The organism is Hymenobacter canadensis (genome assembly GCF_027359925.1).
GTDB classification, from domain to species: Bacteria; Bacteroidota; Bacteroidia; order Cytophagales; family Hymenobacteraceae; genus Hymenobacter; species Hymenobacter canadensis.
Genome location: NZ_CP114767.1, coordinates 754,828 through 779,324, shown reverse-complemented (window position 1 = coordinate 779,324; position 24,497 = coordinate 754,828). Strand labels below are relative to the sequence as shown.

Annotated in this window: 23 protein-coding genes; 11 read left to right on the top strand and 12 right to left on the bottom strand. The window is 61.5% G+C overall.

Annotated elements, in window-relative coordinates:
- Positions 1-44: 44 nt before the first annotated feature.
- The 3 genes from gldF to O3303_RS03325 form a co-directional block, all read right to left on the bottom strand.
- A complete protein-coding gene (gene gldF / locus O3303_RS03335; protein WP_269560651.1) occupies positions 45-770 on the bottom strand; it encodes a gliding motility-associated ABC transporter permease subunit GldF in 726 nt (241 codons plus the stop codon).
- A 139-nt stretch (positions 771-909) separates the two neighbouring features.
- The gene (gene gldA / locus O3303_RS03330; RefSeq protein WP_269560650.1) at positions 910-1,818 is read right to left on the bottom strand and encodes a gliding motility-associated ABC transporter ATP-binding subunit GldA; all 909 of its coding nucleotides are present in this window, start codon (positions 1,816-1,818) and stop codon (positions 910-912) included.
- A 138-nt stretch (positions 1,819-1,956) separates the two neighbouring features.
- The gene (locus O3303_RS03325) at positions 1,957-2,649 is read right to left on the bottom strand and encodes an SDR family oxidoreductase (RefSeq protein WP_269560649.1); all 693 of its coding nucleotides are present in this window, start codon (positions 2,647-2,649) and stop codon (positions 1,957-1,959) included.
- A 90-nt stretch (positions 2,650-2,739) separates the two neighbouring features.
- Here O3303_RS03325 and O3303_RS03320 point away from each other — a divergent pair, with 90 nt between their 5' ends.
- Positions 2,740-3,435 (top strand): GIN domain-containing protein, encoded by a 696-nt coding sequence (locus O3303_RS03320; RefSeq protein WP_269560648.1) that lies wholly within the window; start codon positions 2,740-2,742, stop codon positions 3,433-3,435.
- An 88-nt stretch (positions 3,436-3,523) separates the two neighbouring features.
- On the opposite strand, the gene O3303_RS03315 is transcribed toward O3303_RS03320, so the two are convergent.
- Positions 3,524-4,237, bottom strand: coding sequence for an SDR family oxidoreductase (locus tag O3303_RS03315; protein WP_269560647.1), 714 nt, complete (start codon positions 4,235-4,237; stop codon positions 3,524-3,526).
- Positions 4,238-4,340: 103 nt separating this feature from the next.
- On the opposite strand from O3303_RS03315, the gene O3303_RS03310 reads away from it, so the two are divergent.
- Together O3303_RS03310 and O3303_RS03305 are read left to right on the top strand one after the other, a co-directional pair.
- Positions 4,341-5,072 carry an MlaE family ABC transporter permease gene (locus tag O3303_RS03310; RefSeq protein WP_269560646.1) on the top strand — a complete coding sequence of 244 codons (732 nt, stop codon included), beginning with the start codon at positions 4,341-4,343 and terminating at the stop codon, positions 5,070-5,072.
- A 109-nt stretch (positions 5,073-5,181) separates the two neighbouring features.
- The gene (locus tag O3303_RS03305; RefSeq protein ID WP_269560645.1) at positions 5,182-5,991 is read left to right on the top strand and encodes an ABC transporter ATP-binding protein; all 810 of its coding nucleotides are present in this window, start codon (positions 5,182-5,184) and stop codon (positions 5,989-5,991) included.
- A 141-nt stretch (positions 5,992-6,132) separates the two neighbouring features.
- Here the strand turns inward: O3303_RS03305 and O3303_RS03300 are convergent, their stop codons facing one another.
- From O3303_RS03300 to O3303_RS03285, 4 genes are all read right to left on the bottom strand, one after another.
- Positions 6,133-6,678, bottom strand: a complete 546-nt coding sequence (locus tag O3303_RS03300) for a YfiT family bacillithiol transferase (protein ID WP_269560644.1) — start codon at positions 6,676-6,678, stop codon at positions 6,133-6,135.
- A 129-nt stretch (positions 6,679-6,807) separates the two neighbouring features.
- A complete protein-coding gene (locus O3303_RS03295; RefSeq protein WP_269560643.1) occupies positions 6,808-7,434 on the bottom strand; it encodes a bifunctional nuclease family protein in 627 nt (208 codons plus the stop codon).
- A 102-nt stretch (positions 7,435-7,536) separates the two neighbouring features.
- Complete coding sequence (locus O3303_RS03290; protein WP_269560642.1) at positions 7,537-8,514, bottom strand: electron transfer flavoprotein subunit alpha/FixB family protein; 978 nt, start codon at positions 8,512-8,514, stop codon at positions 7,537-7,539.
- A 116-nt stretch (positions 8,515-8,630) separates the two neighbouring features.
- Entirely contained in the window at positions 8,631-9,371 is a 741-nt protein-coding gene (locus tag O3303_RS03285; protein WP_269560641.1) for an electron transfer flavoprotein subunit beta/FixA family protein, read from the bottom strand.
- A gap of 74 nt (positions 9,372-9,445) precedes the next feature.
- Between O3303_RS03285 and O3303_RS03280 the strand changes: the two genes are divergently transcribed.
- The gene (locus O3303_RS03280; protein ID WP_269560640.1) at positions 9,446-9,787 is read left to right on the top strand and encodes a tetratricopeptide repeat protein; all 342 of its coding nucleotides are present in this window, start codon (positions 9,446-9,448) and stop codon (positions 9,785-9,787) included.
- 74 nt (positions 9,788-9,861) lie between these two features.
- Here O3303_RS03280 and O3303_RS03275 read toward each other — a convergent pair whose 3' ends face one another.
- Entirely contained in the window at positions 9,862-10,737 is an 876-nt protein-coding gene (locus O3303_RS03275) for an alpha/beta hydrolase (RefSeq protein WP_269560639.1), read from the bottom strand.
- A 61-nt stretch (positions 10,738-10,798) separates the two neighbouring features.
- Between O3303_RS03275 and O3303_RS03270 the strand changes: the two genes are divergently transcribed.
- Positions 10,799-11,704 (top strand): DUF5996 family protein, encoded by a 906-nt coding sequence (locus O3303_RS03270; RefSeq protein WP_269560638.1) that lies wholly within the window; start codon positions 10,799-10,801, stop codon positions 11,702-11,704.
- A gap of 174 nt (positions 11,705-11,878) precedes the next feature.
- The gene (locus O3303_RS03265; RefSeq protein ID WP_269560637.1) at positions 11,879-12,730 is read left to right on the top strand and encodes a transporter; all 852 of its coding nucleotides are present in this window, start codon (positions 11,879-11,881) and stop codon (positions 12,728-12,730) included.
- Positions 12,731-12,980: 250 nt separating this feature from the next.
- Here O3303_RS03265 and O3303_RS03260 read toward each other — a convergent pair whose 3' ends face one another.
- A complete protein-coding gene (locus O3303_RS03260) occupies positions 12,981-14,357 on the bottom strand; it encodes a M20/M25/M40 family metallo-hydrolase (RefSeq protein ID WP_269560636.1) in 1,377 nt (458 codons plus the stop codon).
- 95 nt (positions 14,358-14,452) lie between these two features.
- On the opposite strand from O3303_RS03260, the gene O3303_RS03255 reads away from it, so the two are divergent.
- Positions 14,453-14,947: an META domain-containing protein gene (locus O3303_RS03255; protein WP_269560635.1), complete on the top strand. Its 495-nt coding sequence runs from the start codon at positions 14,453-14,455 to the stop codon at positions 14,945-14,947.
- 73 nt (positions 14,948-15,020) lie between these two features.
- Here O3303_RS03255 and O3303_RS03250 read toward each other — a convergent pair whose 3' ends face one another.
- Both O3303_RS03250 and O3303_RS03245 read right to left on the bottom strand, forming a co-directional pair.
- Positions 15,021-18,470 carry a pyruvate carboxylase gene (locus O3303_RS03250; protein WP_269560634.1) on the bottom strand — a complete coding sequence of 1,150 codons (3,450 nt, stop codon included), beginning with the start codon at positions 18,468-18,470 and terminating at the stop codon, positions 15,021-15,023.
- Between the two features lie 154 nt (positions 18,471-18,624).
- On the bottom strand, positions 18,625-19,902 hold the full coding sequence (locus O3303_RS03245; protein WP_269560633.1) for an OmpA family protein: 1,278 nt from the start codon (positions 19,900-19,902) through the stop codon (positions 18,625-18,627).
- Between the two features lie 248 nt (positions 19,903-20,150).
- On the opposite strand from O3303_RS03245, the gene O3303_RS03240 reads away from it, so the two are divergent.
- From O3303_RS03240 to O3303_RS03225, 4 genes are all read left to right on the top strand, one after another.
- A complete protein-coding gene (locus O3303_RS03240; protein WP_269560632.1) occupies positions 20,151-20,864 on the top strand; it encodes an SDR family NAD(P)-dependent oxidoreductase in 714 nt (237 codons plus the stop codon).
- Between the two features lie 127 nt (positions 20,865-20,991).
- Complete coding sequence (locus tag O3303_RS03235; protein WP_350356605.1) at positions 20,992-22,299, top strand: cryptochrome/photolyase family protein; 1,308 nt, start codon at positions 20,992-20,994, stop codon at positions 22,297-22,299.
- A gap of 57 nt (positions 22,300-22,356) precedes the next feature.
- Positions 22,357-23,025, top strand: a complete 669-nt coding sequence (locus O3303_RS03230) for a TetR/AcrR family transcriptional regulator (RefSeq protein WP_269560631.1) — start codon at positions 22,357-22,359, stop codon at positions 23,023-23,025.
- Positions 23,026-23,177: 152 nt separating this feature from the next.
- Entirely contained in the window at positions 23,178-24,494 is a 1,317-nt protein-coding gene (locus tag O3303_RS03225; protein WP_269560630.1) for an ABC1 kinase family protein, read from the top strand.
- Positions 24,495-24,497: the final 3 nt, after the last annotated feature.

Genomic DNA, 24,497 nt, shown 5'->3' with positions numbered 1-24,497 from the left:
CCTCTCTGCAGGAGAGGGGGTTAGGGGGTGAGGCAAACGGCCTGCTACCAGTTGCGGCTTTGCAGTACCAGGCGCGTGCCGAGCAGCAAGGCGGCTACCAAACTCAGAAAGTACACTAGGTCGCGGGAGTCGAGCAGGCCTTTGCTGATGTCGCGGTAGTGAGCGGCAATGCCGAGCTGGCCGATGTAATAAGCCGGCGCCCCGTCGAATACCGAAGCCACCGAATCGAAGCCCGAGTACACCAGAAAGCAGCCCACTACGGCCACCAGAAAGGCAATGATCTGGTCGCGGGTGATGGCCGAGGCAAACACCCCGATGGCCGCAAAAACCGCCGCCAGCAGCACAAGCCCCAGGTAGGAGCCCACGGTAGCAGCCGAGTCAATGTTGCCGGCGGGCGAGCCCAGCTGATACACCGAGTAGTAGTAGAGCAGCGTGGGCAGCAGCGCCAGCAAGGCCAGCAGCAGGCAGGCCAGGTACTTCCCTCCTATTATCTGGCCGTCGGTGAGCGGGCGGGTGAGCAGCAGCTCCATGGTACCGGCCTTCTTTTCCTCGGCGAAAGTGCGCATGGTGAGGGCCGGAATCAGGAACAGGAAAACCCAGGGCGCGATGTTGAACAGCGTCTGCAAGTCCGCAAAGCCGGAGTCCAGCACCGAGCTATCCGGAAAGACCCACACGAACAGGCCCGTAGCCACCAGAAACACCCCTATCACCACGTAGGCGACAGGCGAATTGAGGAAGCTGTTGAATTCTTTGCGAAGGATGGCGAGCATCTAGGCGGGTAATGATGTGATGATTGGTTGTAAGAACGTCATGCTGAGCTTGCCGAAGCATCTCGCGTGCTGACGTTGAGTTACTAATCCTGAGTCAGCACGCGAGATGCATCGGCAAGCTCAGCATGACGTTCAAGCGTCACTTGGTCAGTTCCTGGAACACCTGCTCCAGATTCTGTTCTTCCTGACGCAGGCCCAGCAGCACCCAGCCCTGGGCAGCGGCAAGGCGCGAAATAGCGCCGCGCTGGTCGGAGCCGGCGGCAGCCCGAATGCGGTAGGTGTGGCCGGTTTCTACGTCCACGCTCCGGATGCCGGGCAGCGCCAACAGCGGCGCGGGGTCAATGGCCTGCTCAAACTCGGCGCGGATTATGGTTTCGCGCAGGGCCTTGCCGCCCAGCTCCGCCACCGGCGAGTCGGCCACGAGCTGACCGCGGTTGATGATGATGGCCCGGCTGCACAGCGCGGCTACCTCGGGCAGGATGTGGGTGCTGAAAATGACGGTTTTGTCCTGGCCCAACTCCCGGATTAGATTGCGGATTTCGCTGATCTGGTTGGGGTCGAGGCCGGTGGTGGGCTCGTCGAGAATAAGCACGCCGGGGTCGTGGATGAGAGCCTGCGCGAGGCCCACACGCTGGCGGTAGCCTTTCGACAGCGCCCCGATCAGCTTGTTTTGCTCGCGCCCCAGCCCTACCCGGTCCACCAGCTGGCGCACGCGCTGGCGCAGCGCGCTACCGCCCAAGCCGTGCACCGACCCGATGAATTCCAGGTACTCGTGCACGTACATGTCGAGGTAGAGCGGGTTGTGCTCGGGCAGGTAGCCCACGCGGCGGCGCACTTCCAGCGGTGCCGTCTGCACGTCGTACCCTTCGATGATGATGGTGCCGGCCGAGGGCGGCAGGTAGCCGGTGGCCATCTTCATGGTCGTGGACTTGCCCGCACCGTTCGGCCCCAGGAACCCCAGAATCTCGCCTTTGCCCACCGTGAAGGATATATCGTTCACGGCGGCCTGGGTGCCGAAGAGTTTGGTCAGATGTTGAATTTCTACCATAGAATGTGTGGCCTGTCAAACCAGAACGTCATGCTGAGCGGAGTTGAAGCATCTCCACCGCTTCGTTGCAATGCCATGCAGGCAAAGCGGTAGAGACGCTTCGACTCCGCTCAGCATGATAACGTCTCATGCAGCAGACTATTTCGGCATCGTGGGCCGCATCTGAATTTCCGAAATCATAGTGGCCTGTGGAGCTTCCAGCGTGTGCACGATGGTGGCGGCAATGTCCTCGGGCTGCATCTTGTGCGGGTTGGGCTCGGCGCCCGGCTCCATCCCGCCAAAGTTGGTTTCCACCGAGCCGGGCATGATGCACGTTACGCGCACGCCCTGGGGCCGCACTTCCTTGAACAGGGCGTCGGAGAAGCCGCGCACGGCGTACTTGGTGGCGCAGTAGCCGGCCAGGTTGGCCGTGCCGGCCGTGCCCGCCAACGACGCCACGTTAATGATGTGGCCTTCCTTCTGCTTTTTCATCTGCGGCAGTACCGCTTTCGTGCAGTAAAACAGGCCGTGCACGTTGGTGTCGAACATGGCGTGCCAGTCGGCGGCCTCGAAGCCGTCAATCGGGCCGAAGTTGCCGATACCGGCGTTGTTGACCAGTATGTGCACCTTGTCGCCGAGCAGCTTGGTGGTGGCGGCGTAGGCCTTCTGCACGTCGGCTTCCTTACGGATGTCGCACTTGATGAAGTGGAAGCGCGGGTGTTTGAAATCGTCGGGGGCGGTACGGCCCCAGCCGGCCACCTCGGCCCCTTTGGCCAGCAGCGCCTCGACGGTAGCACGCCCGATTCCTTTGCTGACGCCTGTGATAATGGCTACCTTGCCGTTGAGTTCCATAGCTGTAGAATGATGGTTGGGCGTACGTTTGGAGTGCAAGTTAGTGCCCCCTGCGGGGTTTTACGTGCCGCGCTGGCCTTGGGGCTGAGTATGGGGCTGTTAGCGTCGTGCGGCAGCGACGACTGCCTGAAAAGCGCCGGCCCGGAAACCACCGAGCGCCGCGAGTTGCCCGCCTTCCACGACCTCACCGTGGCCGACAACGTGAACGTGACGCTGGTGCAGGACACGGCCACCTACGCCGAAGTCCGCACCGGCTCCCACCTGCAGCCCGACCTTAAGCTGGAAGTGCAGGGTACGCGCCTGTTCATCAGCAACGAAAGCCGCTGCAACTGGGCCCGCAGCTACGATGTGGCCCACGACGTGGTGCTGCACCTGCCCCGCCTCATCAACATGGACCACACCGGCCAGGGTACCGTGCGCACCCAGGGCCGCTTCCGCGCCGACACGGCCTACTATCACCTGAAAGGCCCCGGCGACTACGACCTCGACCTGCAGAGCCAGTACCTCTGGCTCGACCAGTACGAAATAGGTGACTTCCGCCTGCGCGGCACCACCGACCAGCTACTGCTCTCCGGCGGCGGGCTGGGCCGCTTCTATGCCACCGATATGCGGGCCCGCGCCTGCTACCTCAACCTGACCATCTACGCTGGCAACGACGTCTACGTCAACGGCTCGGAGGAAGTGCTGGGCACGCTGGCCGGACCCGGCACGGTCTACTACTCCGGCAACCCCACCACCGCCGACGTCCGCGTGACGGGCAAAGGCAAGGTGGTAAAGCTGAATTAGGTAGGTAGGGGCTTAGGGGCTTGGATGATGTTCCGGGAGCTATAACTCCAAAACGTCATCCAAGACCCCCAAGCCCCTAAGCCCCCACTTACAAGTCGCCCAGCTGCGGGCGGATCAGCAATTCCTCAATTACGGCCTGCGGCGAGAGGCTGTAGGCTCCGAAAATGGCTTCTGCCACGTCTTCCGACCGGATGAAACGCTCCGCCGGCAGGTCCACGCCTTCCCAACTGGCCGTGAGGGTGGCGCCGGGCAGCACGGCCGTCACCCGAATCTGCTGGTCTTTCAGCTCCTCGCGCAGGTTACGGGTGAAACCGTATAGCGCGTGCTTGGCAATGCCATAGGAGCCGCCGTTGGCGTAGGCCGCAATGCTGGCCGTGGAGCAGATGTTGAAAATATGACCCTGACGGCGCGCAATCAGGCCCGGCAGCAGCGGCAGGGTCACGTCATAGGCGCTGAGCAGGTTCACGGCCAGCATCTGGCGCAGCTGCGAGCCGTCGGCGGGCTCATCCTGCAGGCGGCCGGGCAGAAACGCGCCGGTGTTGTTCACCAGCACCTCCACCGCCCCACCCAGGCCCAGCACGAAATCGGTGAACCGGTGACACTCGGCGGCCTCGCTCAGGTCGGCTGGCAGCGTGTGCAGCACGGCCTGCGGAAGTTGCTGCCGCACATCGGTTTGCAGCGCCTGCAGATCCGCAGCGGAGCGGGCGCACGTAACTACCGGCAAGCCGGCCTGCAGAAACCGCATGACCACGGCCCGGCCGATTCCTTTGGTACCGCCGGTTACTACCACATATTTTTCCATTCCTTTGGTTGTTATTTCGGTTTTCACGTAAGTACGCGGGGCCGAAATGCCCCGTGCACGCTGCTGCGCAAGTTCCTGCTTTTCCTCTCATTCTCCTTACCTCATGGTTAAGACCTTCGGCTCTTTCCTGCTGTTTATTCAGAGTATGCTCTCCCGCAAGGAGCGGTTTGCCGTGCTCTGGCAACGCACCATCGACGAGTGCATCCTCATCGGCACCGATTCGGTGTTCATCGTGTCCATCGTTTCGGCCTTCATCGGGGCCGTAACGTGCGTGCAGATTGCCTACAACCTCATCAACCCGCTCATTCCCAAGAGCACCATCGGGTTTATGGTGCGCGAAATGACCATTCTGGAGCTGGCCCCTACCATCACCAGCATCGTGCTGGCCGGCAAGGTGGGCAGCAGCATCGCCGGCGGCCTGGGCACCATGCGCATCACCGAGCAGGTGTCGGCGCTGGAGGTAATGGGCATCAACTCGGCCTCCTACCTAGTGCTGCCGCGCATCGTGGCCTCCATGCTGATGTTCCCGCTGCTCGTGATTCTGGCCATGATGCTTTCCATTATGGGCGGCTATCTGGCCGGCACGCTCTCCGGCGCCATGTCGGCCCAGGAGTACATTGAAGGTATCCGCACCGATTTTGTGCCCTACAACATTCTCTTCGCCCTGATCAAGTCAGTGGTGTTTGCCTTCCTGGTGTCCGCTATTTCGTCCTTCAAAGGCTACTACACCGAGGGCGGGGCCCTGGAGGTAGGCGCCGCCAGCACGGGCGCGGTTACCAACTCCATCATTGCCATTCTGCTGGCCGACTACGCACTGGCCGCTATCCTGTTGTAAGGAGCTGCTTTATGGCTGAGCGGGCTGCTGGATCATCTCACACGTCAGCAGCCGGTACAGCCCATTCAAAACCAGCACATCAGCACATCCCCAAATCAGCATCTCACCCATGATTGAGGTTCACAATATCCAGAAGGCGTTCAACGGCAACCCGGTACTCAAAGGCATTACCTGCACCTTCGAAACCGGCAAGTGCAACCTGCTGCTGGGCGGCTCGGGTACCGGCAAAAGCGTGCTGCTGCAGTGCATTGTAGGGTTGATGAAGCCGGATCTGGGCAGCATCACCTTCGACGGCACCGTTTTTACCAACAATAAGGTGGACATTCGGCAGGAAATCCGACGTAAAATCGGGATGCTGTTCCAGGGCTCCGCGCTGTTCGACTCGATGACGGTGTATGAAAACACCGAGTTTCCGCTGAAGATGCTCACGCCGGAAATGACCAAAGAGGAACGCCGCGACCGGGTGGAATTCTGCCTGAAACGCGTGGGCCTGGAAAATGCCGGCACCAAAATGCCCTCCGAAATTTCCGGTGGCATGAAAAAGCGCGTCGGCATTGCCCGCGCCATTGCCCCCAACTGCACCTACCTCTTTTGCGACGAGCCCAACTCCGGCCTCGACCCCGCCACCAGCATCAAAATCGATGAGCTGATTCACGAAATCACCCACGAATACGGCATCACCACGGTCGTCATCACCCACGACATGAACTCGGTGGTGGAAATCGGCGACCATATCATCTTCATGCACAAAGGCCTCAAGCTCTGGGATGGCACCAAGGATGAAATCCTGAATGCCAAAGTACCCGAGTTGCGCGAGTTCATCTTCAGCAGCAGCCTCGTACGTGCCGCGAAGCGCGTGGACGAGGAATCGGAAGGCGGCCTGGAAGCGCTGGCCAACGAGCCACTTTCGGAAGTATAACCGCGCAAGTCACGGCAGCAAAGCAGTCAGCGAATACATCCTTCAACGAAAAGCCCTCCGGCATTAGGCAAGTCCTAACGCCGGAGGGCTTTTTGCTAACTAGCTACGCTGATTTTCAGAAATCAGCTCGCCGCTGAATTACTACCAATTCTCGCGGCGGCGCAGCTCCGTGATATGGGCCAGATGGTGCCGGCTGTGCCAGGAATACAGCGCCAACGCCTGGTCCAGCGTGAAGTTGCGGCCGGAATCGGGGTGGTGGAAGGTGCGCTGCCACTGGGCCTCAGTAAGGTTGCGCAGCAGCCGCACCCAGCGGATATGCAGCGCCTCCAGCAACGCCAACGACACGGCCGGGGGCGTAGCCTCCACATCGGCCAGCTCGGCCCAGGCGGCTTCGTCGTAGGGCTTGATGGTGGGATTGTCCTCGGTGAGGGCCAGTCGGCAGCGGGTGTAGGCGTTCAGGTGCGAGTCGGGCAGGTGATGGATGAGCTGGCGTACGGTCCAGCCCTCGGGGCGGTAGGGCGTGTCGAGCTGGGCCGGCGTGAGGCCGGCCACGGCGGCTCGCACTTGGTCGGGCAGGGTGGCTAGGTGGGCAATGTAGGCCGTGCGGCGGCCGTGGTCCAGCGCCGCATCAGGCAGCACGGGCCGGCCGATGGGGTAGCGGAGGTCGGAAGAAGCAGAATCAGGCATAGTAAAGACGGGTTGGGGGCGCAAAGTAAGGCAGCTGGTTGCAGCCGTACCTTTGCAGGCCAAATTTCAGGCACAAAAAAGGCCTTCCCGGGCAGGAAGGCCTTTTATTTATTTCAGACAAGCCGCGGCTTAGCTGTCGCGCTTGTTGAGTTCGTCGCGGATTTTGGCGGCTTTCTCGTAGTCTTCGCGCTCCAGGGCCTGGGCCAGCATCTTGGTCAGCTCGTCCAACGACACCTGGCCGCTGGGCTCGCGGGGCGCGGGAGCCGGCTTGGCCGGGCCCTCGTTGGTGTCGTCCTCGTCGTCCTCATCCTCGTCGTCGTCCGAATCTTCGGCATTTTCGTCGAGGTCAGACAGGATGATGCCGGCTTCGCTGAGCACGCTTTCCACCGTGAAGATGGGCACTCCGAAACGCAGACCGATGGCAATAGCATCAGACGGGCGCGAATCCAGCTCGAAGGTGGTAGCCCCATCGGAGCACACAATCTTGGAGTAGAAAACGCCTTCCTTGAGGTCGGAAATCAGCACTTCCAGCACGGCCACGTGCACCTGCTCGGCAAACGACTTGAACAGGTCGTGCGTGAGGGGCCGGTTCGGATTAATTTTCTCTATCTGAATGGCAATGCTCTGCGCCTCAAACATGCCAATGATAATCGGCAGGCGTCGGTTGCCGGTCTTCTCGCCCAGGATGAGGGCAAAGGAACCCGACTGCGACTGGCTGGACGAGAGGCCCAGGATTTCGAGCGGTATTTTTTTCACAAGGAAGGTCTTGGTGAATTTGCTAGTGTGAAGAATGTGAAAATGTGCGAAATACGGGAATGGCCGCAGCACATTTTCCGCATTTCGCACATCATAAGCACATTAGTTCAGCTCTTTTACCGCTTGCGTGAGCTTGGGCAGCACGTCGAACACGTCGCCTACGATGCCGTAGTCGGCGGCCTTGAAGAAAGGAGCCTCGGGGTCTTTGTTGATGACCACGATAACCTTGCTCGAGTTCACGCCGGCCAAGTGCTGGATGGCACCCGAAATACCACAGGCAATGTACAGGTTCGGCGACACGGTGATGCCGGTCTGGCCCACGTGCTCGTGGTGAGGGCGCCAATCGACGTCCGATACGGGCTTGGAACAGGCCGTAGCCGCGCCTAAGGCCTTCGCCAGCTCCTCGATGAGGTTCCAGTTTTCGGGGCCTTTCATGCCACGGCCACCCGATACCACGAGGTCAGCCTCGGGCAGCAGAATGCCGCCGGCTTGGTCCTGCATCACCACTTGTTTGGGAGCATCGGCAAAGTCAGCATCCGACAGCTGGGCCGAGAAGGCCTCTACCTGAGCGGTTTTACCGGCTTCGTGCAGCGCTTCGATGGAGTTCTTTTTAACGGCAATGATTTTCCGGTCGCCGTCCAGCTTCACATCAGCAAAGGCTTTGCCCGAGAAGGCACCGCGCTTCACCGTGAACGAGCCACCGTCGATTTTGGGCAGCTCTACCACGTTGGTGGCGATGCTGGCCTGCAAGCGGATCGAGAGGCGCGAGCCTACCGAAGCACCGATGTTGGAGTTGGCCAGCACGATGATTTTGGCGTCCTCCTTCTGGGCGGCAGCGGCAATCAGCTTGGTGTAGGCACCGTTCACGAAATCCTTGAGGCGGGGCTCGGCGTCGTGCAGCACCTTGGTGATGCCCTGCTCACCCAGTTGGGCCAGGTTGGCTTCGGTGGCCTCGCCCACGGCCACGGCCGTAGCGGTGGTACCCAGCATCTGGGCTACCTGGCTGCCGTAGGAGGCCACTTCCAGCGAGGATTTCTTTACCTCGCCGCCGTCACATTCAACAACTACTAGTACAGACATTTTTTTTTGAGAACTTAGATAGTGAGAACTTAGAGCTTAGTTTGAACTAGAGGCAGGCAACTTTGCGGCTTGGAAATGTAGCTAAGTTCTGGGCTCTAATCTCTAAGCTCTCCCAACTAGATGACCTTGGCTTCGTTGCGGAGCAGGCGAATCAGGTCGCCGGCGCTTTCGGCCGGAATGAGCTTCACGCCCTGCTTCTGTGGGGGCAGCGCGAAGGCAGCTACCTCGGTGCGGGCCGCGTCGGCGGTGGCTTCCACCACTTTCAGGGGCTTGGTGCGGGCCGTCATGATGCCGCGCATGTTCGGGATGCGGGGCTCGCACATCGGCTGCTGGCACGAGGCCACGAAGGGCGTGTTAACCTCCACGATTTCCTTGCCGCCTTCGATTTCGCGCTCCAGCGTGGCGGTGTTGCCGCTCAGGTCCAGCTTCATGGCCGGGGCCACTGTCGGGATGCCGAGCAGCTCGCCCACCATGCCGTGCACCTGGAAGCCGTTGTAGTCGATGCTTTCCTTACCCATCAGAATCACGTCGTAGCCGCCGTCTTTGGCGATGCTGGCGATTTGCTGGGCCACGAAGAAGGCATCCTTCGGATGGGCGTTTACGCGGATGGCGTCGTCGGCGCCGATGGCCAGGGCCTTGCGGATGTTGGGCTCGGTGTCGGCCTCGCCCACGTTGAGCACCGTAACGGTGCCGCCGCCCTGGGCCTCCTTCAATTCAATGGCGCGGGTGAGTGCATACTCATCCCAGGGATTTATTACGAACTGCACGCCAGCTTTGTTAAACTCCTTGTTATCAGGAGTAAACGCGATTTTAGTGGTCGTGTCGGGTACGTTGCTGATGCAAACGAGAAACTTCATCTACGGCTGCTTATATGGAAGATACTAGGAGAAAGTGCCAAATTTGGGGCGAAGATACTCAAAACTCCCGCCCTATGGAAACTGCGCCGAGCCGCCTGCAACAACTCCTGGCCTTCTACCAGGATGATCCTACCGACGCGTTTACCATCTACGCACTGGCCACCGAATACCGCGTTACGGAGCCGGAACGGGCCATGACGTACTACCAGAAACTGCTCGACGAGCATCCGGAATACGTGGGTACGTACTACCACGCTGGCAAGATGCTGCAACAGCTGGAAAAGCCGGAAGACGCCGAAAAAGTTTACCGCAAAGGCCTGACCGTGGCCCGCAAAGCCGGCCAAATGCACGCCGCCAGTGAAATTCAGCAAGCCCTCAACCAACTGCTGGGCCTGGATTATGAGGATGAGGACTAATTATTTCTGATTCGTTGTTCGCCGCCTTATTTTTTTGTGGCAGATAACAGGCGGCGAACATTGGACCGGCACCCCTACTTCACGGCTACCCCGCCCTTTTCCAGCACCTGCTGGAAGAACTGTACGTGGTAGGGCAGCGCGTTCTGCCAGTATTCCCAGGTATGGGCGCCGGGTCGCTCGGTGTAGTCGTGGGGCGTGTGGTTGTAGACCAGGCGACGGTGGACTTCGCGGTTGATTTCGATGAGGAAGTCGTCCACGCCGCAGTCGATGATGAGGGGTAAACCGTTGGTGTAGAGCTTATCGGCCATGTTCACTACTGAGTTGGCGCTGTACGGGCTGGGCGCGGGCGTTTCGGGGCCGAGAATGGGGTTGAACAGGCTCTGCCGCTGCTGGGCTTCCTGGGGGTTCAGCTTGCGGTTGGTGATGCTCAGATCCAACGCCCCGCTCATGCTGCCAGCCGCCGCGAACAGCTCCGGGTGCCGGCCCGAGAGGTACAGCGCCCCGTGCCCGCCCATCGACAGGCCCGAAATAACCCGGCCTTCTTTGCGCGCCACGGTGCGGTAGGTCTGGTCGATTTTGCTGATAACATCCTGCGTAATGTACGTTTCAAACTGGCTGGCCTTGTTCACCGGCGAGTCAAGGTAGAAGCTGAACGTTTCGCCCTCGGGCATGACGATGATGAGGTTGTACTGGTCGGCGAGGCGGTGGATGAGGGTTTTGTCGGGCGTCTTGCTGCTCCAGTCGGCGAAGTGGCCGTAGGCGCCGTGCAGCAGATAGAGCACCGGGTAGCGGGCCTTCTTGTTTTTGGCGTAGCTGGCCGGCACCGCTACGGCCGCCTTGTATGTGCGCTGCATGGCGGCGCTGGCAATGGCCACGGTATCGACAGTGGCGGCGCGGGCGCTCAGGGCGCTTATCAGCAGCAGGCACGCCAGGAGGCGAAGAGTTTTCATACTTTCAGGAACGGTTTGTCTTTTGCCGGAAAGTACGGATTCCTTCCTAACCCCGCCGCCCATGCCTACTCCTGCCTCCGCCACTTCCTGGCCCACCCTTCCCCTAGCCGCCTGGTCCGATACGCTCGCCACGTTGCACATGTACACGCAGGTGGTGGGCAAAATCCGGATGGCCAGCACCCCACTCGTCAACCATTTCTGGAACGTGCCGCTCTACGTCACGGCCCGAGGCCTCACCACCTCGGCCATGCCCTACGAAGGCCGCAGCTTTCAGATTGACTTCGACTTCCTCGACCACCAGCTCATCATCCGGTGCAGCGACGGAGCCGAGCGGCAACTGGCCCTGCAGCCTCGCTCCGTGGCCGTGTTCTACCACGAAGTGCTGCGGATGCTGGCCGAGTTGGGCATTACGGTGCACATCTGGCCGGTGCCGGTGGAAATCGAAAACCCGGTTCCGTTTGCTGAGGACGAGCAGCACGCCAGCTACGACCCCGAGGCGGCCCAGCGCTTCTGGCACGCCCTCACCCTCATTACGCCGGTGCTGGAGCAGTTTCGGGCCGAGTTCATCGGCAAGTGCAGCCCGGTGCATTTCTTCTGGGGTTCGTTTGATCTGGCCGTGACGCGCTTTTCCGGCCGCCTGGCCCCGCCCCGCGCCGACGCCGACGGCATCACCCGCGAGGCGTACTCCCACGAGGTCATCAGCCACGGCTTCTGGCCCGGCGGCAACGGCCAGGAAGCCGCATTCTACGCCTATACCGCCCCGGCCCCGGCCGGTTTTGCCGAGGCCCAGGTGCAGCCAGCCGCCGCCTACTACAGCCCGGAGCTAAGCGAATTCCTGCTGCCCTACGAGGCTGTACGCACTGCCTCCGACCCCGCCGCCGCCCTCCGGGAATTCCTGGACAGCACCTACACCGCCGGGGCCACCCTGGCCGGCTGGGACCGGGCCGCGCTGGAACGGCAGGCCTGAGGCTCCGGCCAGATCCTACGAAACGCCACCGGCAGCAGCTTCCCTATATAGCGCCGCTTCGCTCCAAATGGCAACCTGCCGCGGCCGGCTTGGACTCTGCACCGAAAACGGCGGCCAGCCAATCGGTTAGTGCTTTCCCGGCGAACTTTCCGGGGTCTGAGGGTGTCGGGAGGCATGCGCACGACCACTCTGCTGACCGCTGGCGGGCTTTTGCTCGCGGCCCCCGCCTGCACCCTGGCCCAAACTATCGACCCTGGCGTCGGCAATACCGAAACGCCCTTCATCCGCAACATTCGCCCCGACCGCCCCGGCCAAACCGTAACGACCAGCATGCTCCGCCCCGGGCAGGTGCAGGTGGATTTGGGCACGCAGGGGCAGTTGAAACCGGCCATAGGGGCACCTCGCTCGTTTTCGCAGGGCTTGTTGCGCGTGGGTTTCTTCGGGCTGATGGAGCTGCGGGTGCAGCAGCACTACCTGCCGCAAGGGCCCACGCCGTTGCCGGCCACCGAGGGTGGCAGTGCGGTAGTTAGCCGGCCGGGTGGCTTCGCGCCCCTCACGGTAGGCGCCAAAATGCTGGCTTCCTCCAACCAGGATACCCGCTCGCAGGTGTCGGTGCTTGCCGAGCTGACGCTGCCCGGCACCGGAGATGCTTCTTTTGCCGACAAGGTGTACGAGCCGGCGGCCCGCCTGCTGGTGTCGCAGCAATTGGGGGAGCGGTTCGGGCTGGAAGCCAACCTGGGCTTCAGGCAGCGCGGCTTCAGGGCGGCCGACACCAGCCGGGGCCAGTACCTGGGCACGGTGGCACTCAACGGCCCGCTGGGGGAGAATTTTGGGTTTTTCGCCGAGACGTATACCACCTGGCAGAAAACCGCCAGCTGGAAACCCGGCCTCACCGGCGGCCTCTACTGGCGCCCCGCGCCCAACCTGCGCCTCGACGTGACGGCCGGCGGCGGCCCCGGCACCAGCACTTATGCCCCGGCCGGCCCCTACGTGGGCGGTGGTCTGAGCGTACGCCTGCCCCATTAGCCAGTCGATTGGTGCTTCATCAGCCTTTCCTATATCACATCATCATGTGATTGTACAGGGCATCGCCAGCTGGTAGATTTGAAGATCTACTACCGACTTCTGCTGACGCCAGCGGTAGTAGTATACCTGCTTACACACCTTGCACATTATTCGCCAGCCGCTACCCCTTTTCTTCTGAACGCAAACACCCTGCAGGCAGCCTGCAGGGTGTTTTTTTTTATTATCTGTCTTAGCAATTCAGGCCCGACTATTATTTACTGCCTCCGGTGGACGGGGCCGGCTTCGGTGCTTCCGGCGCAATACGCGTGGGCGTTTGCTGGCCCGCAATGATGCCCGCGGCCCCGCGGGCCACGGCCGTTATCACGGCCGTCATGTTCGGCAGATCCAGGCTCTGCACCTCGTCGTCCACGGAATGGTAGAGCTTATCGGTCGGAATCTGGTCTGTGCTGATGCTGTGCGCGGGCACGCCCAGCCGGGCCAGCGTGGCATTGTCGGAACGGTAGAACAGGTTCTGCTCGGGATACGGGTCGGGCTCGAAGCGAAACAGGGTGCCCTTGACATTGGTCTGCAGCATCGCCCCGAAGTCCGATTTGTCGAAGCCCGTGATGAAGGCCGTATTGGGGCCGAACTTGGCTGGCTTGCCAATCATCTCAATGTTGAACATGGCCACCACCTTATCCGGATCCAGCTGCCGCGAGAAATACGTGGAGCCAAAGCCGCCGATTTCTTCGGCCGTGAAGGCCACGAACACCAGCGTGCGGGCATTGCTGTTCTTCTTCTTGAAATGCTCGGCCAGCGCCACCACGGCGGCCGTGCCGCTGGCATCATCGTCGGCCCCGTTGGCAATGGAGTCGCCGGCCACGGCCGGTAGCAGCCCGATGTGGTCGTAGTGCGCCGAAAACACCACCTGCTCCTTGCTGCGCGCCGAATCCTTACCGGGCAGCACGCCCACAATGTTGCGGATTTCTACCGTGCGCGTGGTAGTATTGGCTGCCAGCTTGAACGTGACTTTGGCCGCCGCCGGCAGCGCCTGCATGATCACCAGGCTGGAATACGGATTGCCCGCTTTATCGAGGCGGGGCGCGCTCCGGCTGACGTAGCCGGCTATGCGGCGAAACTCCTCGTCGTGCACCGGGTGCAGTACCACCACCAGGTTTTCGCGTGGCCGCATGATGTCGCGCATGTAGGGCTGCACTTTGTCGTCGGGGCCCACTACCACTACTTTGGTGGCGGGCTCGTCGGTATCAGTCCAGTTGAGGTGAGACTGCGAGGAAATAAGCAGCGCCTTTTCCTTGGGCACCGGCGCATTATTGAGGGTCACAAACAAGGCCGCCACTTTCGACTCATAGGCCGGAAATACCTGCTCGTAGCTCGTCAGCCCGGGGAGCATTCCCAAGCCGATGCGCTGGAATTCAGTGGCCAGAAACTGGGCCGCTTTCTGCCCGCCGGGCTTGCCGGTGGCCCGGCCCTGCATGTCGTCGGCGGCCAGGGCTTTCACTACCCGTTCAACCGTGGCAGCCGATACCCCGGCTGAGGCGGGAAGGGCTACCGGTTTTTTCTGAGCATAAAGCGAGGAGGATGTTGCAAGCAGAAGCGGAAACAGAACGAAGAGGGGGAATTTTCGCATACTGCAAAATAACCCTTTTGTTATGGTTTGTGTACAACTGAATTGGTGCACAGTAATTTTTTGTTCTTCTCTCTTCCGCTATTCTCTTGCTGCCCATGCGTACTCCTCTGGTCCTCATAGCTACCGTGCTGCTGGCCACCGGCTGCCAAACTGCTGCTCCTGTCACTACCAATGCCCCTGATGCAGAGGCCACCAGCCAAGCCGGTCAGACGGGTGCCCGCACGCCGGATGCGGCACTGCGCAATACCCGTTGGGTACTGCGCCAGCTAAACAGCCAGCCAGTGCCGCCACCCACCAACGCCGAGCCCTACGTAGTACTGCGCCAGGATGAGTCCAATGCCGAGGGCAACGGCAGCTGCAACCGTTTCCGCGGCACGTTTGAGTCGGCGGCGGCAGGGCAGCTGCGGTTCGGGGCCCTGCTGTCCACTCGCATGGCCTGCGCCAGCCCCGACGGCAACACCACCGAAACCGGCTTTATGCGCGCCCTCGAAAACACCCGCACCTACCGCATCAGCGGCGACACCCTGCGGTTGTTTGCTGATGGCAGCGCTACGCCAGCGGCGGTACTGCACGCGGTGTATCTGCGGTGATAAAATGAAGAATGGCCATTGAATCGTCACAACTGACGATTCAATGGCCATTCTTCATTTACCAGATTACTTCCTACCCCAGTGTCAGCACCAAGTCATCGGCATTCACCAGGCTGCCTTCAGTGAGGCTCACGGCTTGTACGACAGTGTCATCGGGGGCAGTGATGGTGGTTTCCATCTTCATGGCTTCGATGATGAACAGTGGCGCGTTACGCTTCACCTCTTGGCCGCTTTCCACCAGCACCCGCGAAAGCAGGCCCTGGAGCGGGGCGCCCACCTGCCGCGGGTTGGCTTTGTCGGCTTTCGGGTTCTGGATCTTCTTGACTTCCACCGAAGTGTCCCGGATTTCCAGGTTGCGGGTCTGGCCGTTGAGGTTGAAGAAGATGGTGCGGTTGCCTTCCTCATTCACCGGCCCGATGCTCTGCAGGCTCACGATGATGCTCTTGCCGCGGGCAATTTCGATGAGCGTTTCGTCGCCGGGCTGCAGGCCGTAGTAGAACACAGGCGTGGGCACCACCGACACGTCGCCGAATTCCTGCTGATGCCCCCAGTATTGCTCGAATACCTTGGGGTAGAGCAGCCACGACAGCACGTCGGTGAACTTGCCGCGCTGCCCGAACTTCTCCTCGAACTTCTGCCATTCGGCCTCGAAGTCAATGGGGGCCAGGTGCTCATTGGGGCGGTCCGTGAACGGGGTTTCGTCTTTCAGAATCACCTGCTGTACGTCGCGGGGCCAGCCGCCTTCGGGCTGCCCGATGTCGCCGCGGAACAGCTCCCGCACCGACTCGGGGAAATTGAGCGTGGCGCCTTTTTCCAGCACGTCGCGGGTGGTGAGGTTGTTGCTGACCAGGAACAGGGCCATGTCGCCGACCACCTTCGAACTGGGCGTCACCTTCACGATGTCGCCGAACAGCTGGTTGACGTCGGCAAACGTGGTTTTCACGGTTTCAAACTTGTCGAGCAAGCCCAGGGAGGCCGCCTGCGGGCGCAGGTTGGAATACTGCCCGCCCGGAATTTCGTGCTGGAACACCTCCGAGGTGCCGGCCTTCAAGCCCGACTCAAACGGATAATAATGCTCCCGCACGGTTTCCCAGTAGTTGCTGAACTCGTTGAGGGATTGCTGATTGTACTCGCGGTGCCGCTCCTGCCCGCGCATCATCTCCACCACCGAGTTGAAGTTGGGCTGCGAGGTGAGGCCCGAGAGGCTGCCCAGCGCCACGTCAATCACATCCACGCCGGCTTCCACGGCTTTCAGGTAGGTGGCAGGCTGCAGGCTGCTGGTGTCGTGGGTGTGCAGGTGGATGGGCAGGCTGATGGTGTCGCGCAGGGCCGTAATCAGCTCGGTGGCGGCGTAGGGCTTCAGCAGCCCGGCCATGTCCTTGATGCACAGAATATGGGCGCCGGCGTCCTCAATCTGGCGGGCCAGGCGCAGGTAGTAGTCGAGGTTGTACTTCTGGTTGCGCTTGGGGTCCAGAATGTCGCCGGTGTAGCAGATGCTGGCTTCGGCGAGGCGGTCGGTTTTGTTGCGCACGAAGTTGATGCAGGCCTCCATGCCCGGCATCCAATTCAGCGAATCGAAGATGCGGAACACGTCGATGCCAGTTTCGGCGGCCTGCTGCACGAAACGCTCCGTCAGGTTGTCGGGGTAGGCCTTATAGCCCACGCCGTTAGCCCCACGGATCAGCATCTGCAGCAGGATATTGGGCACGGCGGCGCGCAGCTTGGCCAGCCGCTCCCAGGGGTCTTCGTGCAGGAAGCGCAGCGCCACATCAAACGTGGCCCCGCCCCAGCACTCCAGCGAAAACGTCTGCGGGTGCTGGCGGGCGTAGCGCTCGGCCACCTTCAGCATATCGAAAGTGCGCATGCGGGTGGCCAGTAGGCTCTGGTGGGCGTCGCGCAGGGTGGTGTCGGTGTAGTGGATCTGCTTGTCGTGACGCAGCCACTTAGCAAACTCATCGGGGCCCAGCTCCGTGAGCTTCTGCTTGGTGCCGGGCGGCGGGGTGGCGGTCAGGTCGGCTTCGGGCAGGCGGGGCTTGCGCAGCTCGCGGCGCGGGTCCAGCAGGTTGCGCACGTCGGGGTTGCCGTTCACAATCACGTCGCCGAGGAAGCTGAGCACCTTGGTGGCGCGGTCCTGCCGGGTCTTGAACTTGAACAGCTCGGGGTGGTCCTTGATGAAGTCCACGTTGGCCTCGCCGGCCATGAAGACCGGGTGGGCAATGATGTTCTGCAGAAACTGGATGTTGGTGCTCACGCCCCTCACCCGAAACTCGTCGAGGGTGCGGGCCATTTTCTGGGCCGCATCAGCCAAGCTGGGCGCATGCGTCGACACCTTCACCAGCAAGGAATCAAAGAACGGCGACACTTTCACGCCGGTGTACACCGAGCCCTGATCCAGCCGAATGCCGAAGCCGCCCGCCGAGCGGTAGGCCGTGATGGTGCCGTAATCGGGCTTGAAGTCTTTGGTGGGGTCTTCGGTAGTGATGCGGCACTGAATAGCCACCCCGATTTTCAGCGGCTTCACGTCGGGCCCCAGTCCGATTTCGGGGTCGGTGAGGCGGCGGCCGTCGGCAATGTGGAGCTGGGTTTTAATCAGGTCGATGCCCGTAATCATCTCCGTCACGGTGTGCTCCACCTGAATGCGGGGGTTCACCTCGATGAAGTAAATCCGGTCGTGCTCGGGGTTCACCAAGAATTCCACGGTGCCCACGTTGTTGTAGTTCACGGCCCGGCCTAGGCGCAACGCATACTCATATAAGAGGTGGCGCATGTGGTCGGGCAGGTTCAGCGAGGGCGCCACTTCCACTACTTTCTGGTAGCGGCGCTGCACCGAGCAGTCGCGCTCATACAGGTGCGTGAGGCCGCCGTAGTTGTCGGCCACCAGCTGCACCTCGATGTGCTTGGGCTGCTCCACGAACTTCTCCAAAAACACGGTGTCGTCGCCGAAGGCCTTGAGGGCTTCGTTGCGGGCCTCGAAGAAGCCGCGCTCCATCTGCTCGTCGTCGCGGATGATACGCATGCCGCGGCCGCCGCCGCCGCTGGCCGCCTTCAGCATCACGGGGTAGCCAATACGGTGGGCTTCCGAGATGGCCGTTTCGGCATCTATCAGGTCGGCCTCGCTGCTCTCAATAATGGGAACCTGGCAGGCTACGGCCACTTTTTTGGCCGCTACCTTGTCGCCGAGGGCTTCCATCACCTCGGGCCGGGGCCCTACGAAGATGAGGCCTTCCTCGCCGCAGCGCCGGGCCAGGGTAGCGTTTTCGCTCAGGAAGCCATAGCCGGGATGGATGGCGTTGGCCCCGTTTTCTTTGGCCGTCCGGATGATGCCTTCAATATCCAGATAAGGCTTGAGCGGCTCGTCGTCGCGGCCCACCTGGTAGGCTTCGTCGGCCTTGTAGCGGTGCAGCGAGTAGCGGTCTTCGTAGGTGTAGATGGCCACGGTCTGAATGCCCAGCTCGGTGGCGGCGCGCAGCACGCGAATCGCAATTTCGCCCCGGTTGGCGACCAGCAGTTTGCGGATGTTCATCTTGGAAAACGGAATTTAGGGAGGGAACCAAATGTGGATGGCAAGCTACAGAAAGAGCGGGAAAGCGCCAGCGAAAATTCGCTAACACTTTCCCGCTCTTCGCTTATCCTCTGGCTATCAAGCCAATTATACTGTGGTGCGGCTTCGAAAGCGGCTATTTATTGATTACCCGCACACTCAGGCGGCGGTTCATGGCGCGGCCGGCGGGGGTGGTGTTGGAGGCGATAGGATAGTTGGAGCCGTAGCCGCGGGCTTCCAGGCGCGCGGGGCTCACGCCCAGCTCTACCAGCGCGGCCCAGGCAGTGCGGGCGCGCGCCTCGCTAAGCTGCCGGTTCATCTGGTAAGCGCCCACGCTGTCGGTGTAGCCGCCCAGCTTGATGCGGGTCTGGGGGTAGCTCTGCAACAGGAGCGCAATGTTTTTGAGCTGCTGCATCGACTCCTTGGTGAGGGTAGCCTTGCCGGTTTCAAAGTACACCCGGTCGAAGCTCATCCAGCCTTTGGTACGGTCTACAGTGTCTATCTGCTGCTTCGGGTCAGCAATGAATTGATGTAGCTTAGTTTCAATCGAGTTGACACCCACGCCACTCAGCTTGCGGCCGTTGGTTAGCTGCAGCGTCGTCGGAGTACCGGTGTCATAGATATAATTGCCCGACGCGGCATCGTAGTGCCCGCCAATGGCCGGCGCTTCAATCGTTTTGGGCGAACGGCTGCCGGGCCGAAACGCCGGCCGCGCCGCCGGAGCACTGATCATTGCAGCCTTGCTATTAGCAGGTGCAGGAGTCGCAGGTGCCATTGCAGCAGTGGGTGCCGGAGTCGGAACTGCAGAGGCCATTCGGGCCGGGACGGGCGCGGCGGTTACGGTCGCTGCAGTTACGGGCCGGGTGCCGGCTGGCTGGCCGGCGGCCATTGGCTGGGCAGAAGCCATGGCCGGCCCGGTGCCTGACGGAATGATGCGGCACTGCTGAATGTAGGTGAGATGGTAGCGCGTAGGCACGGCTGCCACGGCCTGCCCACCGGCCGAGGCCAGCAGTGCCGGGCCGGCATCGGCTCCGGTAGCCAGCTTTTCCTTGCCGGATTTTTTGCGCGTGTTGGCTACCGCTTTATCAGCAGTGGGATGCAGCACGAAGGTTCCGTTGGCAGTTTTGCCCGTCAGCAGAAACACGTCATTCACGATTTCCGGCTGGTAGTTGGGCTGGCTGACCTGCACGGTGTACGGGCCGCCCACGGCTAGCTCAGTCACGGCAAAATTGCCGGCGGCATCGGTGGTAGTGGTGTGCCGCTTGCCGGTAGGCACGTACACCACTACCACGGAGGCCTTGGCCAGCAGCTGATTGTCGGCCGAGCGCACGGTTCCTACAATGCCTACCGGCGCCTGAGGGTCGTTGGGCACGGCACACGCCCACAGAGACCGAAACACGAGTAGAACAGACATTAAAAGAGTCTTCATCGGGGTAGCGTAAGAATATCTGTGAAATCGACATTTAAATGTAATACTTATTATAAAAACAGTTATAAAATATCATCCAATTATTTCTTTTTTTATTTTCAGATCCTGCTTCAGCCAGATTACAGCCGCAAAATTATGACACCATAAATCCTGCTACTTTATCCTACCAGGCGGCAAACTTTCCCGGGACGGTTCAGTTCTGAACCCACCTCCCTACTTCTGACTTCGCACTCATGGAATTTGCCGACAAAAACATCCTCATCGTAGGTGCCTCCTCGGGCATTGGCCTGGCTACGGCCCGACTTCTGCACAAGCTCAAGGCCCACCTGTTCACGGCCTCCCGCCACGAGTCGGCCGAGCTGGCTGAGTTGGGCACTACCTTTCTGCCCCTCGACGTGACCCAGCCTTTTGGCACGGCCCTGGATGGCCTGCCGGAGGTGCTGCACGGCGTGGTGTACTGCCCTGGCAGCATCAAGCTGCGCCCATTCGAACGGATTCCTGCCGACGATTTCCGGGCTGATTTCGAGCTGAACGTGATGGGCGCGGTGCAGGTGCTGCAGGCCAGCATGAAGCGGCTCAAAAAGGCCAACGGCGCATCGGTAGTGCTGTTCAGCACCGTGGCTGCCGATACGGGCATGGCGTTTCACGCCAGCATTGCCACCGCCAAAGCGGCCGTGGAAGGCCTAACCCGCGCTTTGGCCGCCGAGTACGCCGCCAGCGGCGTCCGGGTGAATGCCGTGGCCCCGTCGCTCACCAACACGCCGTTGGCCGCCGCTTTGCTTAGCACGCCTGAAAAGCTGGAAGCCGGCGCCAAGCGCCACCCACTCCAGCGCATCGGCGAGCCCGAGGATCTGGCCTACATGGCGTCTTTCCTCCTCTCCGACCACGGCTCCTTCATCACCGGCCAAGTAATGCCCGTGGATGGCGGTATGGGCCGACTGAAGTAGCGAATCGCCTGTCATCCTGAGCGGAGCGAAGGATCTTATCACGTTAGAACTGTTTTCTCCGACGTGATAAGGTCCTTCGCTCCGCTCAGGATGACAGGGTAGTATCATTCTCTCCCACTTCTCTATTATGAAAGTATCCCTGTTCTGGCACCGGCGCGACTTACGCTTCCAGGATAATGCCGGGCTGGCCGCCGCGTTGCAGGGCGAGCAGCCGGTGGTGCCGCTGTTCATCTTTGACCCCGAAATCCTCGATAAGCTGGACAACCGCCAGGATGCCCGCGTCATGTTCATTTACGATGAGGTGCAGCGCCTGACGAAAGAGGCAGAGGCGGCCGGTGGCACCATGCTGGTGCGCTACGGCAAGCCGGAAAAGGTATTTGCCGCGCTGCTCAAGGAGCTGGACGTGGCCGCCGTGCACACCAACCACGACTACGAGCCCTACGCCGCCACCCGCGACCAGGCCGTAACCGAACTGCTGGCCAAGCACCAGATTCCGCTGCATACATACAAGGATCAGGTCATCTTCGAGAAGGACGAGGTGCAGACCAAAACCGGCCAGCCCTACAAGATTTACGGCCCCTACAAGCGCTCCTGGCTGGCCCGTCTCACCGAGGCCGACTACCGCCCCCACCCTTCCGCCGACCACCTCGATAAGCTGGCCCGCGTGCCGGCCGGCGCCCGCCCCACCCTGGCCGATATGGGCTTTGAGCGCAGTCCCGAGCACATTCCGGGCCGACGGCTGGCTTCCCGCACCCTAGAGCAATACGCCGACACCCGCGACCTGCCCGCTCGCGACTCCACCAGCCGGATGGGCCTGCATCTGCGCTTCGGCACCGTGAGCATCCGCCACCTGGTGCAGCGGGCGTTGGAGGCCAAGGCCGAAATCTGGCTGAGTGAGCTAATCTGGCGCGACTTCTTCATGCAGCTGCTCTGGCACTTCCCCCACACCGCCCACGAAAGCTACGACCCTAAGCTGCGCGACATCAAGTGGCGCAACAACGAGGACGAGTTCCGGGCCTGGTGCGAGGGCCGCACCGGCTACCCGCTCATTGACGCGGGCATGCGCCAGCTCAACGCCACCGGCTTCATGCACAACCGTGTGCGGATGGCTACGGCCAGCTTCCTCATCAAAAACCTGCTCATCGACTGGAAATGGGGCGAGGCCTACTTTGCCGAGAAGCTGCTCGACTACGAAATGGCCTCCAACGTGGGCAACTGGCAGTGGGTGGCCGGCACCGGCGCCGATTCGCAGCCTTGGTTCCGCATCTTTAGTCCCGATTCGCAGCTGGCCAAGTTCGATAAGCAGCACGCCTACGTGAAGCAGTGGGTGCCCGAGTTCGGCACGCCGCGCTACCCCAAACCCATGGTGGAGCACCCCGCCACCCGCGACCGGGCCCTGGCCGCCTACCGCGCCTCCCGCGACCTACACGCCTAGCCAAATCCAGTCGGGTTTCTCACAACTTTCAGCCGCTGACGCGGTTATACCGCTACTATGAAACAGCAACCCACGCCCGCTCCTGAAGCGGCTTTCTCGCCCAAAGAACGGATCAAGCAAGCCTACCTCGACTACGTGCTGCGCAAAGGCAAGCCGCCGATTTCGGTGTTCAAGCTGACCCAAAAACTAGGGCTGCCCGAGCAGGAATTCTACGCCAGCTACCCTAATTTCGATGCCATCGACCGGGAAATCTGGGCCGACTTTGGCCGCGAGGCCCGCGCCACGGCCGCCCGCGAGCCGGTATGGGAGCAGTACGGCGCCCGCGAAAAGCTGCTGGGCTTTTACTACACACTGATCGAGATTCTCAAGCACAACCGCAGCTACGCCCTGCAAAGCCTGCGCCGCTCGCTCTCCAAAATGCCCGGCCTCACGCCCCGCGTGCTGGACGATTTCCGGCAGGATTTTGAGGCCTTCGTGGAAGATTTGCTGCGCGAGGGTCGTCGCACCGAGGAAGTGGCCAGCCGCCACCTGGTGCAGCACGGCTACCCCCGCTTCTTCTGGCAGCAGCAGCTATTCGTGCTCGGCTTTTTCGCCAAAGACGACAGCGTAAACTTCGAGCGCACCGACGCCGCCATCGAGAAAGGCGTCACGCTGAGCTTCGACCTGGTGGGTCGCAACACCCTAGATTCCGCCACCGATTTCGTGCGTTTCCTGGTGCGCCGGTAAGTCAGAACGTCATTCCGAGCGAAGGCGGAGCCGTAGCCGAGGAATCTCGCTAGCGTAGTAATCAACGGCATTACAACGTCAGCACGCGAGATTCCTCGGCTGCGGCTCCGCCTTTGCTCGGAATGACGGTTTTATCCTTTGACATTTTCCTCATGGACGATACCCCCAAGTCGCTTACCTCCCTGCCCACCACCAAAGTGGCCCGGGCGGCGCGTTTCGCCAAAACCGGCCTCAACGTGGGGGCCAACTACGTGAAGCACTACGCCAAGCGGGCCGTGGGAGCCGATAGCCCCACCGCCGACCTGCACGCGGCCAACGCGGCCGAGCTGTACGGCACGCTCAGCGAAATGAAAGGCTCGGTGCTGAAAGTGGCCCAGATGCTGGCCATGGAAAAGAACCTGCTGCCCACCGCCTACGCCGACCAGTTTGCCCAAGCTCAGTACCAAACTCCGCCGCTTTCTGGTCCGCTGGTGGTGAAAACGTTTCGGGAGGCGTTTGGCCGGTCGCCATTTGAGGTGTTCGACGAGTTTGATATCGAAGCCCGACAGGCGGCCAGCATCGGGCAGGTGCATTTTGCCCGCAAAGACGGCCGGGAGCTGGCCGTGAAGGTGCAGTACCCTGGCGTGGCCGACAGCATCCGCTCCGATATCCGGCTGGTGAAACCCATTGCCCTGCGCGTGCTGGGCCTTGATGAAGCCACCGTGCGCCCCTACATGCAGGAAGTGGAAACCCGCCTGCTCGAAGAAACAGACTACGCCCTGGAGCTGCGCCGTGGCCAGCAGATTGCCGCCGCCTCGGCCGGTCTGGCGCACCTGCAATTTGCCCAGTATTACCCCGAGCTGTCGGCCGCCCGCATCCTGACCATGGACTGGCTGCCCGGCCAGCACATGAAGGAGTTCCTTGAAACCAACCCCAGCCAGGAAGTGCGCAACCAGCTCGGCCAGGCCCTCTGGGACTTTTACATGTTCCAGCTGAATGAGCTGCGCCAGGTGCATGCCGATCCGCACCCCGGCAACTTCCTGCTCACCACCACCGACGGCGGCACCGTAGGCGTGCTGGATTTTGGCTGCGTAAAGGAAATTCCGGCCGACGTGCACCGCCTGTTTACGGCCCTGCTCACACCCGAAACCCTCGCCGACCCCGCCCAGTTGGCGGCGCTGCTAGAAGAAGGCGGCGTGCTCCGCCCCGATGACCCGGCCGCCCGCCGCGAATTCTACGTGCGCACCATGCGCGCCTCCCTGGAGCTGGTGGGCCGCCCCTTCCGCCAGCCCACCTTCGATTTCGGCGACCCAGCCTACATGCAGAGTCTCTATGCCCTCGGCGACGACCTGATGCAGGAGCCGGAGTTACGCCAGCAGCGCGAGCCCCGCGGCTCCGAGCACTTCATCTACCTCAACCGCACCTACGTGGGCCTCTACGCCCTGCTCACGGAGCTGCGCGCCTCCATCCGCACCAATCCTGCCGAATAATCG

Coding starts and splice junctions, on each gene's coding strand:
- O3303_RS03275 (WP_269560639.1), bottom strand. CDS start 10,737: ATGAAAACTCTTCGCCTCCTGGCGTGCCTGCTGCTGATAAGCGCCCTG.
- O3303_RS03285 (WP_269560641.1), bottom strand. CDS start 9,371: ATGAAGTTTCTCGTTTGCATCAGCAACGTACCCGACACGACCACTAAA.
- O3303_RS03305 (WP_269560645.1), top strand. CDS start 5,182: ATGATTGAGGTTCACAATATCCAGAAGGCGTTCAACGGCAACCCGGTA.
- O3303_RS03315 (WP_269560647.1), bottom strand. CDS start 4,237: ATGGAAAAATATGTGGTAGTAACCGGCGGTACCAAAGGAATCGGCCGG.
- gldF (WP_269560651.1), bottom strand. CDS start 770: ATGCTCGCCATCCTTCGCAAAGAATTCAACAGCTTCCTCAATTCGCCT.
- O3303_RS03325 (WP_269560649.1), bottom strand. CDS start 2,649: ATGGAACTCAACGGCAAGGTAGCCATTATCACAGGCGTCAGCAAAGGA.
- O3303_RS03310 (WP_269560646.1), top strand. CDS start 4,341: ATGGTTAAGACCTTCGGCTCTTTCCTGCTGTTTATTCAGAGTATGCTC.
- gldA (WP_269560650.1), bottom strand. CDS start 1,818: ATGGTAGAAATTCAACATCTGACCAAACTCTTCGGCACCCAGGCCGCC.
- O3303_RS03300 (WP_269560644.1), bottom strand. CDS start 6,678: ATGCCTGATTCTGCTTCTTCCGACCTCCGCTACCCCATCGGCCGGCCC.
- O3303_RS03320 (WP_269560648.1), top strand. CDS start 2,740: ATGGGGCTGTTAGCGTCGTGCGGCAGCGACGACTGCCTGAAAAGCGCC.
- O3303_RS03290 (WP_269560642.1), bottom strand. CDS start 8,514: ATGTCTGTACTAGTAGTTGTTGAATGTGACGGCGGCGAGGTAAAGAAA.
- O3303_RS03245 (WP_269560633.1), bottom strand. CDS start 19,902: ATGTCTGTTCTACTCGTGTTTCGGTCTCTGTGGGCGTGTGCCGTGCCC.
- O3303_RS03280 (WP_269560640.1), top strand. CDS start 9,446: ATGGAAACTGCGCCGAGCCGCCTGCAACAACTCCTGGCCTTCTACCAG.
- O3303_RS03260 (WP_269560636.1), bottom strand. CDS start 14,357: ATGCGAAAATTCCCCCTCTTCGTTCTGTTTCCGCTTCTGCTTGCAACA.
- O3303_RS03270 (WP_269560638.1), top strand. CDS start 10,799: ATGCCTACTCCTGCCTCCGCCACTTCCTGGCCCACCCTTCCCCTAGCC.
- O3303_RS03265 (WP_269560637.1), top strand. CDS start 11,879: ATGCGCACGACCACTCTGCTGACCGCTGGCGGGCTTTTGCTCGCGGCC.
- O3303_RS03235 (WP_350356605.1), top strand. CDS start 20,992: ATGAAAGTATCCCTGTTCTGGCACCGGCGCGACTTACGCTTCCAGGAT.
- O3303_RS03225 (WP_269560630.1), top strand. CDS start 23,178: ATGGACGATACCCCCAAGTCGCTTACCTCCCTGCCCACCACCAAAGTG.
- O3303_RS03240 (WP_269560632.1), top strand. CDS start 20,151: ATGGAATTTGCCGACAAAAACATCCTCATCGTAGGTGCCTCCTCGGGC.
- O3303_RS03230 (WP_269560631.1), top strand. CDS start 22,357: ATGAAACAGCAACCCACGCCCGCTCCTGAAGCGGCTTTCTCGCCCAAA.
- O3303_RS03250 (WP_269560634.1), bottom strand. CDS start 18,470: ATGAACATCCGCAAACTGCTGGTCGCCAACCGGGGCGAAATTGCGATT.
- O3303_RS03255 (WP_269560635.1), top strand. CDS start 14,453: ATGCGTACTCCTCTGGTCCTCATAGCTACCGTGCTGCTGGCCACCGGC.